At 50.0% G+C, this 16,585-nt stretch carries 12 protein-coding genes; 10 read left to right on the forward strand and 2 right to left on the reverse strand.

Annotation, left to right across the window (positions count from 1 at the left end; genetic code table 11):
- The first annotated feature begins 1 nt into the window (after position 1).
- The 6 genes from BLW68_RS09980 (at position 2) to BLW68_RS10005 (ending at position 7,552) form a co-directional block, all read left to right on the forward strand.
- The gene (locus tag BLW68_RS09980; RefSeq protein WP_092792879.1) at positions 2 to 1,267 is read left to right on the forward strand and encodes a VpsF family polysaccharide biosynthesis protein; all 1,266 of its coding nucleotides are present in this window, start codon (positions 2 to 4) and stop codon (positions 1,265 to 1,267) included.
- Positions 1,268 to 1,478: 211 nt separating this feature from the next.
- Positions 1,479 to 2,876, forward strand: a complete 1,398-nt coding sequence (locus BLW68_RS09985) for an undecaprenyl-phosphate glucose phosphotransferase (protein ID WP_092792880.1) — start codon at positions 1,479 to 1,481, stop codon at positions 2,874 to 2,876.
- Between the two features lie 11 nt (positions 2,877 to 2,887).
- Positions 2,888 to 4,087, forward strand: coding sequence for an outer membrane beta-barrel protein (locus BLW68_RS09990; RefSeq protein WP_092792882.1), 1,200 nt, complete (start codon positions 2,888 to 2,890; stop codon positions 4,085 to 4,087).
- Positions 4,088 to 4,095: 8 nt separating this feature from the next.
- Positions 4,096 to 4,617 (forward strand): polysaccharide biosynthesis/export family protein, encoded by a 522-nt coding sequence (locus tag BLW68_RS09995; protein WP_092792884.1) that lies wholly within the window; start codon positions 4,096 to 4,098, stop codon positions 4,615 to 4,617.
- Positions 4,618 to 4,619: 2 nt separating this feature from the next.
- Positions 4,620 to 6,782: a GumC family protein gene (locus BLW68_RS10000; protein ID WP_092792885.1), complete on the forward strand. Its 2,163-nt coding sequence runs from the start codon at positions 4,620 to 4,622 to the stop codon at positions 6,780 to 6,782.
- A gap of 26 nt (positions 6,783 to 6,808) precedes the next feature.
- Positions 6,809 to 7,552, forward strand: a complete 744-nt coding sequence (locus BLW68_RS10005) for a tyrosine-protein phosphatase (protein WP_092793039.1) — start codon at positions 6,809 to 6,811, stop codon at positions 7,550 to 7,552.
- Between the two features lie 3 nt (positions 7,553 to 7,555).
- Here BLW68_RS10005 and BLW68_RS10010 read toward each other — a convergent pair whose 3' ends face one another.
- A complete protein-coding gene (locus BLW68_RS10010; protein ID WP_092792887.1) occupies positions 7,556 to 8,779 on the reverse strand; it encodes an amino acid deaminase in 1,224 nt (407 codons plus the stop codon).
- Positions 8,780 to 8,956: 177 nt separating this feature from the next.
- Between BLW68_RS10010 and BLW68_RS10015 the strand changes: the two genes are divergently transcribed.
- The 4 genes from BLW68_RS10015 to BLW68_RS10030 are packed head-to-tail and all read left to right on the forward strand — an operon-like array spanning position 8,957 to position 13,180.
- A complete protein-coding gene (locus BLW68_RS10015) occupies positions 8,957 to 9,820 on the forward strand; it encodes a MurR/RpiR family transcriptional regulator (RefSeq protein ID WP_092792889.1) in 864 nt (287 codons plus the stop codon).
- 6 nt (positions 9,821 to 9,826) lie between these two features.
- Positions 9,827 to 10,219, forward strand: a complete 393-nt coding sequence (locus BLW68_RS10020; RefSeq protein ID WP_092792891.1) for a RidA family protein — start codon at positions 9,827 to 9,829, stop codon at positions 10,217 to 10,219.
- A gap of 1 nt (position 10,220) precedes the next feature.
- Positions 10,221 to 11,708: a sodium:solute symporter family protein gene (locus BLW68_RS10025; protein ID WP_092792893.1), complete on the forward strand. Its 1,488-nt coding sequence runs from the start codon at positions 10,221 to 10,223 to the stop codon at positions 11,706 to 11,708.
- Between the two features lie 14 nt (positions 11,709 to 11,722).
- Positions 11,723 to 13,180, forward strand: coding sequence for a M81 family metallopeptidase (locus BLW68_RS10030; RefSeq protein ID WP_092792895.1), 1,458 nt, complete (start codon positions 11,723 to 11,725; stop codon positions 13,178 to 13,180).
- A gap of 16 nt (positions 13,181 to 13,196) precedes the next feature.
- Here BLW68_RS10030 and BLW68_RS10035 read toward each other — a convergent pair whose 3' ends face one another.
- Positions 13,197 to 16,397, reverse strand: coding sequence for a family 20 glycosylhydrolase (locus BLW68_RS10035; protein ID WP_177172205.1), 3,201 nt, complete (start codon positions 16,395 to 16,397; stop codon positions 13,197 to 13,199).
- Between the last annotated feature and the right edge of the window lie 188 nt (positions 16,398 to 16,585).

The raw sequence follows: 16,585 nt of genomic DNA on the forward strand, positions 1-16,585 counted from the left end.
TATGCAAAGGCAAATGCCGGCACTGAGTTTTATGCTGCTGTTGCTTGCAATAGTGGCGCTGTTTAGTTTGTCGGGCAATGTATTGTATCAGGCCGGTATCTTTTATGATTCGCCGGGTGGCAATCCGTTGCACAAAATTCACCCGTCGTTTTATCTGCTGTTATTGTCGCTGGCCAGCTGGACGCTGTATCAGGGCGGGGTGGCGCAACTGTATTATTTGTTTACTGTACGCAGCCACTTTCTGCTTTTTGGCGCGGCATTGTGTTTATTACTGCACGATGTGTTGCTGGGACGGCCCCTATCGTCGGCTATTGTAAGTTATGTCAGCGCTGCGTTATTTGTTTTACTGCTAAAGGCGCTTAGCCCGGGCCGGCTGCTGCAACTGAGATCGTGGTTATTGCTGTTGTTGTCGGCCAATGCCCTGGTAGGCATGTATGAATATGCCGGTGGTGGTTTAATTGCACCTCTGGTGCTGACTGATGCTGCCAGCGGTGAGGTGATTGACACCTCAGAGTGGGGGCAAATCCGCTCCGCCGGCTTGCTTGGTCATCCGTTAATCAGCACTATGTTAAGTGGCTTTTATCTGGTGTGTTATGTTACCAGAGCACTGTTTGCCAGAGTGAGTTTAGCTGAGAGTGCAACGGCTTTGCTGTTATTAACTGCGTTGCCGTTATTTGGCGGGCGTGGCTCTATTCTGGCGGCGGTAATAGTTATTTTGCTATTGCTCATCCTCAAAGCTGTGCAAAGTATGCAGCGGCGCATGCTGACCCAGCGGGCGTTGTTGTATTTGTTGTCATCGTTATTGTTACTGCCGTTACTGTTTTATCTGGCGTACAGCATTGGTTTACTTGAACCGGTGCTTAGCCGGCTCGAAGATGATCAGGGCAGTGCATCCACCCGGTTGATTGCGATTGAGTTAATGCTGGATACGTCCTGGCTGAACCTGCTGCTGGGGGATATTGATCGCAGTTTGTCGGGTAAAGTGCTGCTGTTTGGCTCGCGCTATGGCATTGAAATAGGCTGGATTGCGTTACTGCTTACTTATGGCGCAGTGCTATCGGCGTTGTTACTGTATGCAGTATATTATTGCCTGCAGCAGTTATATCAGCGCTTGTCGCCGTTATTACTGTTTCCATGGCTATATGCTTTTATCGCCTGGAGCTCTGGCACCGGTATATCAGGCAAAACCATTATGCTCAGTGCTGCCCTGATCATGACAGTGTTGCTATTTTGTGATCTGAGCAGCAAAACACCTGCCAAAAGTTGAACTAATAGCATGCCGTGACTGAATGAAAAGTGAACCAATCTATTAATAAAGTATTAATTACGGGTGAATTTTTCTAACTTAACGGGTTATAAATGTTCGTTTGTAACAGGCAACACAGACGCAGTAGTTTAGTAAGAATAGCAAAGTGAATAGCCAGCCGTACCGGCTTGTGACTTTTGCTTTCTACAACAGCGAATGCGGAGCACCAGAGATGACTAATTCAATCTTACGTTATGAGCAACCAGGCTCATCAGTGGTATACCGTTTTATTGATCTGATGATTTTGTGCGGCGTGTTTCTCGCCAGTATGCATCTGTACGGTGTACCTCTTGATAAAGACTATTTGATATTGCTCAGCGTTTCGCTGGCAATATATTCCTACCTGGCCGAATCAGTGCAGCTTTACCGCTCGTGGCGGGCGGGCAGGTTTTCCCACATGCTGATGCATGTTGCCACTATTCACACTGTGTCATTCTTATTAATTGTCGCCGGTTTGTTTTTGTTAAAAGAAGCCGAGAGCTTTTCGCGTCTGGCCTTAGTGAGCTGGTACCTCGGTGGCTTAATGGTGCTGGTGTTATGGCGGGTATCGGCCCGGGCAATAAAAACCTGGCGCCGTAAACGTGGTTTAAGCCTGCAGCAGGTGGCCATTATAGGGTTAACCCCGTCTGGGTTAGCACTGCATAACGAAATCGAACAACACTTTGAACTGGGTTTTAACTGTATCGGCTTTTTTGATGATCGTCCGCCAGAGCGTGTGGATGACCTGCCAACAGAGTCGCTGCTGGGCAGCGTGGAAGATGCAGTAGAAATGGCCCGCGCCGGCAAACTGGTAAAAATTTATATCTGTTTACCTATGATGGCCGAAAAACGCATTGCAGACATTATCAGCCGTTTGGGAGACACCACTTCTGATGTGTTGATAGTACCGGATTTCTTGTTTAAAAACCTGATGCATGCCCGTATTGGTAATGTCGGCAGCATTGATACTATCAGTGTGTTTGAGTCACCTATGTTTGGTTTTCAGAGCTTTTACAAGCGTAGTTTCGATATACTGTTCAGCGGCACTGTGCTGTTACTTATTTCGCCGCTGCTGCTGATGATTGCCGCAGCCATTAAGCTCACGTCCAAAGGGCCGGTATTGTTTCGTCAGGATCGTTATGGCCTGGACGGTAAGAGAATTGGTGTATATAAATTCCGCTCGATGAAAGTGATGGAAAATGGCGGCGCAGTAACGCAGGCCAAACGCAATGATAGCCGTGTGACTGCTGTAGGTGCCTTTTTACGTCGTACTTCGCTGGATGAGCTACCGCAGTTTTTCAACGTACTGCTGGGAGAAATGTCGGTTGTCGGGCCAAGACCTCATGCGGTGGCGCACAATGAAGAGTACCGCAAGCAGGTAGCTTATTACATGTTACGCCACAAAGTGCGTCCTGGTATTACCGGTTGGGCACAGATCAACGGCTGGCGCGGCGAAACCGACACACTGGAAAAAATGGAAATGCGGGTAAAATACGATCTGGATTACATTCGCAACTGGTCATTGTTTTTTGATGTGCGGATTGTGTTTAAGACGGTATTTAAAGGCTTTGTTGATAAAAATGCGTACTAACAGGAAGACAGATGTACTGTAATGTGATCTTGTGTCGATCAGTGCTGGCGGTGATGTTGTTTGGCAGTATAGATGTATCTGCACAGGAGCTGGTACGCAATGCCATCAGAACTGAGTCTGGCATTGATTTTATTCCGGAGCTGCGTTTTGAGCTGCGCCATGATGACAATATTGCCAATGCACCCGAGGCTGAGCGCAGCAGCTGGATTTCGTTGTTAACGCCTAAGCTGACTGCGCAGTTGTTATCGGGCCCCAATGAGTATCAGGCTGCACTGGAGCTGGCATCGGGTAGCTATCTTAGCAGCAGTGATGATAGCTACCTGGATTGGAATTTCAGCACAGCAGCGTTAGTGGAATTGTCGGACCGGCACCGGTTTGACGTTAAAGGCCGTTACGCTGCCGCACACGAAGCCAGAGGTACCGGCATTACTGAAGGGCAGGGTAACAACCTTACAGAACCGGCTGATTTGCGCCTGTTGAGTGTACAAGGCGCCTATGAATATGGTGCCAAAAGCAGCCGTACCCGGTTGCGTTTACTCACTGCGTACTACGATAAAGATTACCGCAACTACGAAGCGCTGACACAGTTTCGTACTTACCACAGTATCAAACTGGGCACCGAGCTGTATTACAACACTGGTGCCAATACCCGCCTTATCACTGAAATCAGCCGTTTACACACCCGGTATGATAATACCGATATCAGCGGCAGCCGGGATAGCGACACCATGAATTACCGTTTAGGCGCCCGCTGGCAACCCAGTGAGCTGACCTCAGCAGAGCTGCGGTTAGGCTACCAGAACCGGCAGTTTGATAACCCGCAGCGGCAGGATTTCTCTGGTCTCGCATGGGAGATGGCGGTGCAGTGGGCGCCACTGAGCTACTCACGTTTTAATCTCAGTACTGGCCGACAATCAAAAGAGCCTGATACACAGGGTGATTTTGTTAAAGAAACCCATTACAGCCTGTTCTGGAATCACCAGTGGCAGCCGTTGTTCAGCAGCAGCCTTGGCGTACGACGGACAAACGATGATTACACCGGCTTTGACCGGCGTGACAGGCTAACCAGTTACCAATTAAGTGGTAAATACTCGCTGTTACCGCAGTTGTTGCTTAATGCCGGTATCCGGCTACACCGTAACAATTCTTCGCAGGCAAACATTGAATTTGACAAAAATGAAGTGTTTTTTGCTGTGCAGCTCGCGTTATGAGGATCAAGATGTCAAATCGTGTTATTGCCGCCGTATTATTCTGTTTGTTTATTGGCTGGCCATTAAGTGCACAAGAACAGTATGTGCTGGGGCCTGGTGATCTTATCGTGATTAAGGTGTATGGGCAGGAAGATCTGGAGTTGCAAACCCGGCTGACCGATAGCGGCACAATAAACTATCCGTTTCTGGGTAAATTACAGCTGAGTGGCAGAAGCATCAAACAGGTTGAAGCATTAATTTATCAGGGCCTTAAAGGCGACTATCTGGTTGAACCTAACGTCTTTGTTGGCATGGTGGAATACCGGCCGTTTTATATTCACGGTGAAGTAAAACAGCCGGGTGCTTACCCATATCAACCGGGTATGACGGTAAACCAGGCTATTGCGTTGGCCGGTGGCATGACTGAGCGGGCATCCAGAGAGAAAATCCGCATTTCACGTGAAGGTGACAAAAACCAGAATGAAAGCGGCAGCCTGAGCAGCCGTATTCTGGCAGGTGATACTATTACTATCGAACAGAGATTTTTCTGATTATGGCTGTATATTCGAGTGAAAAACCGCTGGCATCCGGTGAACAATTAGTTGATGTCAGTAAGCTGTTTGGCGTAATTGGCCGTTTTAAATGGCGCATATTAATACTGGCTATTAGCAGTGCGATTTTAGCTGCCAGTATCGCGCAACACATGACACCAATATACCGCTCTACTGCCACCTTGCTGATTGAAGCGCAGCAGGCCAGAGCAATTAAAATTGAAGAGGTTTATGGTTTTAATTCGGCTCAGCAGGAATATTACCTGACGCAGTTTGAAATTTTGAAATCACGCTCTATTGCAGAACGGGTGTTTAATGAGCTGTCGCTGGCAGGGCACCCGGCACTGCAGGGCAAACCCTCATTTAGCAATAAAGCTAAGGCCTATATTAAATCACTGTTGAGCCCGCCGGCATCGGCATCGGTTGACACTGAACTAAGCAGCGCTTTAACGCATAAGCGCCGGCTGGACAAATTTAGTAGCGGTATTCAAATTGACCCGGTACGGAAAACCCAACTGGTAAACCTGAGCTATCAGTCGTCTGATCCACGCCTGGCACAGGCTGTGGCCAATGCTATTGGCGAGGCATATATTTCCAGCCAGCTTGATGCCAGATTAGGTATAACGCAAAAAGCCAGCAGTTGGCTGGGTGGCCGTATTGGTGAGCTGCGTGAGCGCTTAGAGCAATCAGAAACCCGGCTTGAAGCCTTTCGTGCACAACATAATCTGGTTGATGTAGAAGGCGTAACAGCGCTGGATGCCCGTGAGCTGGAACGGCTGAACGAAGAGCTGACAGATGCGCGCTCGAAAAAAGCTAAAGCCGAAGGTTTTTTAGCATTGGTGCGTCAGTTTGATCAGCACGATGTATCGGGCCTGGAAAGCCTGCCTGAAATCACCTCGCACCCGTCGGTACAAAACGTTAAGCGTGAGGTTATGGCGGTAGAGCGTAAGTATTCTGAACTTAATAAGGTGTACGGGCCTAAACACCCGAAAATGATTGCCGTACAAGCAGAACTGCTAACGGTAAATAACAGCCTGCGCCAGCAAATAAACCGCCTTATTGAAGGTATCGAAAAAGAAGCGCAAAGCGCTGAAAGACGTTTGTCTTCGCTGGAGCAGCAATTTAGCCGCACCAAAACAGCGTTTTCCAGCCTGGGTTCGGTTGAATCAGATTACCGCCGTTTACAGCGCGAAGTAGAAACCAATCAGCTATTGTTTGACAGCTTTTTTGCCCGGCAAAAAGAAACCGAAGTGACCGGCGACTTTGACGCCCCGATCGCCCGTTTTACTGATCGGGCTGTATTACCGTCAGAGCCGGTTAAGCCGAATAAAAAGCTGATTGTTATGCTGACCTTTATCTCGACCTTGTTGCTTGGCGCCATCATCGCCTTGCTACAGGATATGCTGAACGATACCGTTAAAAATACTGCTGATATAGAGCAGGCACTGGCCCAATGCGCGCTTGGTTATTTGCCTAAAGGCCTTAAAAAGAAAAACGATCAACAGCGCAGTCTGGCGTATTTTGATCCGAAACAGCGCCGTTACAGTGAGTCGGTGCGTAATATCCGTACGGCCTTATCATTAATGGCGCTGGATAAACCACTCCAGGTCATTGAAATTACCTCATCCCAGCCACAGGAAGGTAAAACCACCGTGAGTATCAATCTGGCGTTTGCTTTTGCTGCGCTGGAGCGGGTGTTGTTAATTGATGCCGATTTGCGCAAACCTTCAGTGGGATCACGGTTTAATTTGCCACTGTACCAAAGTGGTTTAGCCAATATATTATCCCGCACCGCAACACTGGACGAATGTATTGTTAAAGACGTGCAGGAAGGGGTTGATATAATGCCTGCTGGCGCCATACCATTAAACCCAATGGAGTTGCTGGCCGGTCACGGCTTGCAAAGCTTGCTGACTGAGCTAAAAGGGCGCTACGACAAAATTATTATTGATACTGCGCCGGTGCAGGCGGTTAGCGATCCATTGCTGGTAGCACCGCACGCCGATGCCGTGGTGCTGGTGGTAAAAGCAGATCACACCCGCATTCCGCTGGTACAGCATACGCTGGGGCAATTACATCAGGCACATGCCCGGGTGTATGGCGTTGTGCTTAATCAGATGAAAATGAATAAAGCCGAGCCTTATTATGCTAACTATGGTGTGTAAACCCGTTACCGGCAGGCGGTATGATTATGTTTGATCTGCATAACCATATATTGCCCGGCGTTGATGATGGCGCCAAAGATATGGCCGAAGCGCTGGCTTTGCTGCAACTGGCACAGCAGCAGGGCATAAGCCATATGCTGGCTACCCCGCACCTGCATGCCGGACGTTATAACAACAGTGCAGCCTCGATAACTGAAGCCATAACAGCGCTGCAACAGGCAGCAAGTGCTGCAGGTATTAACATAACACTGGCAGCAGCTGCCGAGGTAAGGATCGGTGCGGAAATATTGCCCCTGATAGAACAGCAACAAATGCCTTTTATTGGCCGTTATCAGGGTAATAAGGTGTTATTACTGGAGTTGCCGCACAGTCATATTCCGGCAGGTAGCGATAAACTTTTGGCATGGCTGGCACGGCACGATATTACAGTGATGCTGGCGCACCCTGAACGAAACCGCGATTTGCTGGCAGCACCAGACAAAATTAAGCCATTTATTAAAGCCGGTTGCCTGTTTCAGTTAACCGCCGCGGCGCTTGACGGTGATATGGGCGCTGATGTTAAAGCCCTGGCCGGGCAGTGGTTAAAGCAGGGGCTTTATCATGTTATTGCCAGCGATGCTCACTCTGTTAAACGCCGCCCGCCTAAATTACAGCAGGCATACCAGCACAGTTGCCAAATGGTTGGTGAAGAACAAGCCCGGCAATTATGTATGCTTAACCCGGCGCAATTGGCCGGGCCGGTGTTTAGCGCCGGTATGCTGCTTAATTAAAAATCAAAAACACGTTTCCAGGCTTTGCAGCAGGTTGTAGTTATCGTCTGCCAGCCACAGGCTGCGCCATTTATCAAATGTCAGGCAGGGGTGTGAAGTACCAAGCAATACTATGTCGCCTACCTGAGGCTGCACGGTATTGTCGTAGCGCCAGAAAGCATGCTGATCCATGACTTTACTGGTTTCACACTGGCTGAGTTTGTCGCTGAGCAATTGCCCATTACGGTAGATAGCAATGGCCTGGGGCAGGCCGGCGTCAAAGGCAGCATCGCGTTTACCAAACCCCAGCACTGCCAGCCCCGGCTCTGGCAGGGATTGCACATAAGCCGCCAGCTCAAGCGCGTTTTGTAAGTTTCCGTCTAAGCGGCAGGCCGTATTACTGCGGGCCAAAACCTGTTGTTGTGCCTGCTGGTAAATACCGAGATCATGGCTGATATAGCAACCCGGACGCAGCACTATCTGCATGGTATCGGGTAAGGTGGCTTTTTTCAGCTCTGCAGCCACTATGTCATACCAAACCGAGCCGGCGCCGCTGATCAGCGCTCTGGGGTATTGCAGCAGTTGTTGTCTGAACAGGGCTTTAGCCAGCGCCGCCGCCTGTTGCACAAACTGGCGCACAGTGCGTGCGGTGTCCGTGCTTTTAATGACTCCTTCGTAAAACTCTATGCCTGCCAGGCTCAGCCCCGGCAACGTTGCCAGCTGTTGTGCCAGTTCAACAGCCTGCTGGTTAGTGCGACAACCGCATCTTCCGCCAGGTACGCCTAACTCTATTAACACTGGTAAGCATAGGTTTTCGGCGCTGAAAAAGTCTGACAGTGCGCTGGCGTTATCAATATTGTCGATACAGACATAAATTTCGTTGCCGCTGGCAAGCAGTGCGGCAATAACCGCCATATTCGCTTTACCCACCAGTTGATTGGCCAGGATCAGCCGCCTGCCACCGGCTTGCACGGCTACCTGCGCCTGATAAGACGTTGCCACGGTAATACCCCAGGCCCCTGCAGCCAGTTGCTGCTGAAATAGCCAGGGCGTCATGCTGGTTTTACCATGAGGAGCCAATAGCACTCCGCTGGTATCGGCAAAGTTTTGCATCCACTGCAGGTTATGCAGCAGCGCACTGTGTTTGAGAATAACAGCCGGCAGGCAGATATCCTGTTGCAACAAGTTTAAATGCTGTTGGTCAGCCAGTGGGCTGGCAGACTTTTGCGGTATATTTTGGTACTTCATAACATTGTGCTCTTGGCTTGTTAATATTTATATCGCTTTAATGTTGGTAAATTACTGTAATAAAGCCATATTGATATTTACTTTTATGTTGCTTTGGTACAAAGTACCTTTAAGTTAGGTTTAAATATTACTTTAGCAAAGGTTACTGAGTAACACCATAAGCAAATGGATAAAACGATGAGTTATGAAATAGATGTTCTGTCACGTATCTCAGAGCGCTTTGTCGAAATGAGTGAATCTGAACAAAGAGTGGCTCAGGTCATACTGGATAATGTGAAAGCTGCCAGTGAAATGAGCATTGCCAGGCTATCTGAAAGTGCTGGTGTTAGCCAGGCAACGGTCACCCGTTTTGCCCGCACGGTAGATTGTAAAGATGTGCGTCAGCTTAAGGTTAAACTGGCGCAATCCTTAGCGGTAGGGCAACGCTTTGTGGAAGAAACGCCCGATCTGGATGGTATTCAGGGTGTGTACGAAGCCATTAAAAATACGCTGGACTTAAGCCGCAAGTTATTGGTAGAGGCTGATATAAAACTGGCGGTCAGCTATTTACAAAATGCGCGGATGATTTTCTGTATTGGTATGGGTGGGGGCTCGTCTATTGGTTCACAGGAACTGCAATACCGCTTGTTCCGCTTTGGCATGCCGGTATGCAGTTATCAGGATGGTTTATTAACACGTATGGTAGCGGCGGCGGTTGAACCGCAAGATGTTGTTGTGGCTATTTCGTTAACCGGTAACACCGGTGAGATTATCGACTCAGCCGCTATTGCCCGTCAGTATGGTGCCAGAGTCATTGCTATTACCAAGCCTGGTTCACAACTTGCCGCCAATGCCGACATTGTGCTGGGTTTGCAGGCGCCGGAAACCGATTTTATCTACAAACCTTCCGCATCCCGTTATGCCATGCTGGCCATTATTGATGTGCTGGCAACCGAAGTGGCCAAGCTGAATAAACGCAAATCGCGTGACAAATTGCGCCGGGTAAAACTATCGCTCGACAGCCATCGCGGCGGTGATGACCGTCAGCCCCTGGGAGATTAATTAGCAATGACTATAAAGCGTTATGGTGTGGATGAAAGTACCGGCACCGGCGGGCAGAAACTGCCGTTTGCCAAAGCGGTGGAGGCAGCAGGCTGGTTGTATGTGTCGGGCCAGACACCGATGCGTAATGGCGAGGTAGTGGAGGGCGGCATTGTCGAGCAATCTGAGCTGGCGCTGCAAAATTGCCTGGATATTATGCAGCAGGCGGGCTACAGCCTTTGTGATGTGGTGCATGTAAAGGTGTACCTTACTGATGCACGGTATTTCAGCAGTTTTAATCAGGTGTTTCGCCGGGTGTTCAGCGAGGCGCCACCGGCACGGATCTGTGCGGTGGCCGATTTGGTGGTTGACTGCAAAGTAGAAGTTGACCTGACATGCTATCGCGCTAACAGAGCCTGAGATGAATAGCAGCCTGTTTTTGCTGGGGTTTGGCCTGTATCTGTTGCTGATGATAACTATAAGTTATCTGGTTTCACGCAAACAGCATAGCAGCGAAGACTTTTTGCTGGCAGGGCGCAATGTGTCTGGTGGTCTGACATTTGGCACCACTGTCGCCACTATGATTGGTACCGGCACCAGTATGGGGGCAGTAGGCTATGCCTATCAGCATGGCTGGGGCGGTATGTTGTATGGAGTCGGTGGTGCAGTTGGCATTTTATTAACAGCCTGGTTATTTGCTCCGCTCAGGCGTATGCGTTTTATGACCATGAGTGAAGAGCTGAGTTATTACGCCGGGGCCAACTTTGGGGTTAAACACTGCAGTGCGGTAATGATTTTTCTGGCGTCACTGGGCTGGATGGGCGCACATATTATTGGTGGTGCGCTGTATTTGTCCTGGGCAACAGGGCTGGAACTTTTTTATAGCAAGCTATTAATTGCTATGGCATTTACCTTGTATGTGATGATAGGCGGTTACCGCGCTGTGGTGTGGACAGACAGCCTGATGGCATTGATATTATTTGCCGGCTTTTTGCTGATGAGCTATGCCGCTGTGCAGGCTGCAGGTGGTGTTATGGCGCTGGGTACAGCTGTTGCCTCGGCCAGGCAACAGGGAATGATGCAGCAGTTGCCGCTGTTGCCGGCAATTTCACTGGCCGCTGTTGTTACTGTGGGGGTGCTGGCAACACCTTCGTTTCGTCAGCGCATCTATGCTGCCCGCAGTATTAGCACTGTGCGGCGATCTTTTATTTTCTCCGGTGCACTGTATCTGGTTTTTGCCGCACTGCCGGCGGTGATTGGTATAGCGGCATTTTCACTGGCACCACAACTTGAGAATCACCAGTTTGCTTTTACTACTGTAGCCGTGCTGGTATTACCCGCGTCTCTGGCGATGCTGGTGCTGCTCGCCGGGCTTTCTGCCACGCTGTCGTCGGCCAGCTCTGATGCTATTGCGGCAGTATCGGTGCTGATCCGTGATTTTTATCAGGCAATCACCGGTGCTATGCCGCCGCCGGATAAAGCCATTTTATATGCCCGTTTATCGGTGCTGCTGGTGTCTGGTGTGGCCTTGCTACTGGCGTTGTTATCAGATGATTTGATCCGCTATATCAGCAATATGATTGCGACACTGATGTCCGGCATGTTTGTGGTGGCAATACTGGGCCGGTTCTGGCCGCGGCTTAACTGGCAGGGGGCCTTAGCCGCTATGCTGGGAGCTGTTATCACGTCATTGCTGTTGATCAGCCAGTCAGAATGGCAGGCTTACTGGGGCAACCCCTGTTTACCGGCCGTCGCCTGTGCCATGTCGGCAGCTATAGCTGTAAGCCTGCTAACTCCCCGGTGCCGTATCAGCCGGGCTGAGGCGCTGAAACTTATCAGTGCGCAACGTGAAGAATATCAAACTGTCACTGAAACATTCCCGCAGGGATCGCTGCCTGAGCGGCAATAAATCATCGAGGAACTATGCGTATTTTTACGGCGTCTCTGGCCACTGAAACCAATACTTTCTCTCCAATGTATACTGATGTACACAGCTTTTATCAAAGTTTTTATGCGGCGCCAGGCCAGCATCCGGCCACACCTACGCTGTGCAGTGCACCGTTAATTGCGTGTCGTGAATATGCTCAGGCACATGCCGGTACTGAAATAATAGAGGGTAGCTGTGCCTGGGCAGAGCCTGGTGGTTTACTTAACCGCCAGTCGTACGAGCTACTGCGGGATGAAATATTGCTGCAACTGCGCGAGGCGATGCCGGTGCAGGCGGTGGTGCTGGGTTTGCATGGTGCTATGGTGGCACAGGGATATGACGATTGCGAAGGAGATTTACTACAACGTGTCCGTGCTATTGCCGGGCCGGAGGTGATTATAGGCGCTACATTGGATCCGCATAGCCATTTAACGCCAGAGCGGCTGCAGGCAGCTAATTTGTTAATTGCATTCAAAGAGTTTCCACATCTTGATTTTATGCAGTGCGCGCGTGAGCTGGTACAACTTGCTGTCGCCGCAGAGCAGCGGCAGATAACACCCTGCATGAGCAGTTTTGACTGCCGGATGATAGATGTGTTGCCTACCAGCCATGAACCGATGAAGTCGTTTATTGCTAAGGTGCGGCAGGTGGAGCAACAGCCTGGCGTGTTGTCTGTTTCGGTGATCCACGGCTTTATGGCGGGCGATGTGCCGGATATGGGGTCGCGCTTACTGGTGATCACCGATAACCAGCCACAACTTGGCCAGCAATTGGCACGACAGCTTGGTCTGGAGCTGTTTTCATTTCGTGGCAAAACCTTGCCGGAGTTTCATAGTATTGATGCAGCACTGGATTTAGCCCAGCAATGCAGCGAGGGTACTACAGTGCTGGCAGATGTCTGGGACAACCCGGGCGGTGGTGTTGCCGGAGACGGCACCCTGATATTGCAGCAGATCATTGCACGCGGGCTAACAGGGGTTGCGGTAGGCACCATTTGGGATCCTATGGCCGTAAAGCTGTGTTTTGCCGCAGGAGAGGGCGCGGTAATAACCCTGCGTTTTGGTGGTAAAAGCTGTGCCACAGCCGGGGCGCCAATAGACAAAGAAGTTAAGGTTGTCAGGCTAAAGGCAAATGCACAGCAGCAGTTTGCTGATAGCAATGTGCCTATGGGTGATTGCGCCTTGATTGCCTTTGACGATATTGAGGTCATTTTAAACAGCAACCGTTGCCAGTCATTTGACCCGAGTTTATTCCAAGCCCTGGGTATAGCGCCGCAGCAGTGCAGGTTGTTACTGGTAAAATCCACCAATCATTTTTACCAGGGCTTTGCGCCGCTGGCCGCGCAAATTTTGTATGTGGATGCTGGCGCCCCATACCCCAGCGATCCTAAGCGTAATGGCTATCGCAAACTGTGCCGGCCACTGTGGCCCATTACAGAGCTGCCGTTTGACTAGGCTTATATTTACTAAGCTATAGCTGTATCCGCTCAATACAGCCGCACTGCTGTATCGTGACATAGAGTGTGCTGTTATCCGGGCTCAGGCTGACATTAGTTGGCAGAGCATGGTTCAGGCGGTATTCCTGCCGGATACGGCCTTCGTTATCCAGCTTTACCACTGTACCTTTACCGTAGCGGGCAATATACAAACTGCCTTTACTATCAAAACGCATACCATCAAGGCCAAAATCACTGAATTGGGCAAACAGGTGTTTATCGCTCAGCGAGTTATCGGCATTGATGCGAAAACGCCATACTTTGCGCTGGATACTTTCATTAATGTATAAAAATTGCTGATCGGGGCTTACGGCAATACCGTTGGTTGTGCCCATATTGCTATATAGCAACTGGCTGGAGCCGTCAGTATCTATGCGCCAAAGCTGCCCGCTGCTATTGGCCCAGTCAGGATCGCTGGCAAAGATAACGCCGCTTTGCATAATGGCCAGATCATTAGGCTGATGCATGGCTTTATTGTGCGCGTATACCTCAAGCTTACCTTGTGCGTAACGCAGAATATTATGGCCGGTGTAATCGGCAATAAACATGGCTCCGCTATATAAGCTACCACTTGGGCCAAACACGATACCGTTACCTGTGCTGCCCTGTGGCAGGGTTAGATATAAACTGGCTTGGCCGTCCGGTGTCACTTTGCCAATGGTTCCGCCATCAGTAGCGGTGCTGTTAATAGCGCTGTCGTGGCCAAAGTTAACTGCATAAAGGTTACCGAGGCTGTCAACTGCAGGGCCCTCAGCCGCGGCGCTAAAGGTGTTCGCCGGTACCCAGACCTGGCTGTGCGGGGCATAGTCAAACAACTGCTGCAATGGGCGGTGCAGCGCAATAATCATTTCCTGCGAAATAGTACCAGCCTGTTGTAGTTGTCGGGCTATTTGCTGTCGCACAACATTCTCTAGCGGTGTTTGTGAGCTAATACTGTTAAGCAGCAACAGCCCCGACTGACACAGTGCACTGATCTGCTGCAGCTCAGGTATATAAGGCTTTAGCTTTGTATACTGTGGCGCCGCGGCAGCTGTTATAACAGTAGCGGCCGCAGCCTGCCATTGTTGTAATTGCTGAATGAGCCAGGTTGTATCTAAAGCTTGCTGTTGTTTCAGCCAGCGTTGTAATACCTGCGAAAACTGATGCAGCTGTGGGTTTTCGGCGGGCAAAAAATCTACTAACTGATTTAGCGCAGCCGCTTTATGGTAAAGGCCGGCAGCTGATTTCTGGTGCAACCGGTGGTAATAATGTGCGGGTTCCAATATCTGTGCCAGATGCTCAAGGCTGCCGGCATAATCAGCGGCTAAAAAAGTAAAGCCCGCGCGCTGTTGCTGTATATGCTGCAGGCTGCCTTCTGCTGTTAACTGCTGGCTAATACGTTGCATGCGCTGGTGCAGGCTGGCTTCATCGCGGATTACTGCGCTTGACCATAAACGTTCAGCTACAGCAAAGCCATTGGGCCAGAGCCGGATATCAATATTATCCGGTGTCACCAGCTCGGCCCATAAGGTAATTTCACCACCCAGAATGTTTGCGCGCATAGCGTCGTTAACATGGATCGGTTGCAGGCTAAAGGGCAGAGCGGTTGCCGCGCTTTGCTGTAATGCCAATGCCTGGCCGTTAACCAGATAGGGCGCATTACCCGTGACAAGCTGCCCCGACAGCGTTGCGCCTAACTGCAGCTGAGCACTTAGCGGCCCCATCCAGCTGTCAACAGTAAAGGTGAGTGTGTTGGCATTCAGAACAAGATCATTGAGCATTACTGCTTTGCGCCCACTAAATTCAATTGCCCCTTTAACAGCGCCATCATTAAAGCTAAGCAGCAGTAACTTACCGGAAATAGCATTGCCGCGCAGGCGGTCGAAGCTAAACTGCCAGGCAGACCATTGTTGTAGCTTGGTCAGATCTGGTGCTGCTGTTGCTTGCGGTAGCGGATCATTGCGATAGTGATAACCGGCAAACTGAGGCTGATCAAGATAATAGCCGGTTGATAATATCGCTTTATGCCCGGCGGCTGCAGCTTGATACAAAGATTCGGTGCCACGCCAGGACTGAATCAGCACGGAGTTTGGTACATTGCTGTCCAGCACTTCATCCCAGCCAATCATATTGCGGCCCAGTTGCTGCAAAATCTGCTGTAAACGGCGGTTGAAATAAGCCTGCAGTGCCGGCGCACCATCAAGCTGTTGTTGCTGCATAAAGGCCACAATATGCGGCGTAGCCAGCCAGTGCTCGCTTAGCACCTCATCACCACCAATATGCAGATAAGGATCGGGAAATACATCGGCGACTTCAGCCAGCAACTGGCGCAAAAACGGATAAAGTTGCTCATTTGTCGGGTCCAGCACTGCCGGATGCACGCCCCAATGCTGCTCTGGCTCCGTGGCGCCGGGCTGGCTCATAAACTCAGGGTAGGCTGCTCCAAGTGCAGTAGTATGGCCGGGTAAGTCAATTTCGGGTACCACCCTGATACCGCGCTCTGCTGCATAAGTTACCAGTTGTTTTAGCTCTGTCTGAGTATAAAAGCCGTCAGCGCCGCCAATTTGTTGCAGTTTAGGGAAGTGCTTTGATTCAAAGCGCCAGCCCTGATCGTCGGTTAAATGCAGGTGTAAAACATTAAGTTTGGCTGTCGCCATAATATCTATCTGTCGTTTTAACACCGCCAGCGGTAAAAAGCGCCGCGCCGGGTCCAGCAACAAACCACGCCAGCTAAAACGCGGCTGATCTTTAATACTAACTGCGGCAATTTTGCCGTTATCAGCCAGCTGCAGCAGCGTTTCCAAGCCACGCACAATACCGGTTTCTGTTGCCGCACTGAGCATAATCTCTGTTTTAGTGACACGCAGATAATACTGCTCTGCCATATCCGGCTGAGGGACGGCGCCAGTTGCCGCAGGTAGGCCGGTAAGTTGTAGTTGCAAATTTGCAGCGGGCAAAGGCGGAATGGCAAAACCGGCTGTTTGGCTTAAACGGGCAGTAAAACGTTCAGCTGCTGCCTGTAGCATCGGGTTATCTGGTGGCACTTCTATTGTTAGCCCCAGCCTGAGATCAAAGTACCCTTCAGCTTGCTCAATCTCGGCGGGATAGGGCAATAATGCCACCGCAGCAAGGCTATTTTTAGCACACAACGGCATACTGCTTAACAACAACAGGGCATAGCAACAGATTAAACGCATAACACAGATCACTTTATTGTTACTTGGTAACATATTAATAAGCAATAAAGAAGTGCTTGTCTAGAATTCAATGCTATATAAGGTAGTTTTTTCATCAAATTATGTTTACTTTTTAATCTTCGTGGTACAAAGTAACATCAGAGCCTGGCATATTTGGTAGTAATGACGGCTTTAAACAGGAAGAGCAA

Source organism: Rheinheimera pacifica, assembly GCF_900108485.1.
In the GTDB taxonomy this organism is placed as follows: Bacteria; Pseudomonadota; Gammaproteobacteria; order Enterobacterales; family Alteromonadaceae; genus Alishewanella; species Alishewanella pacifica.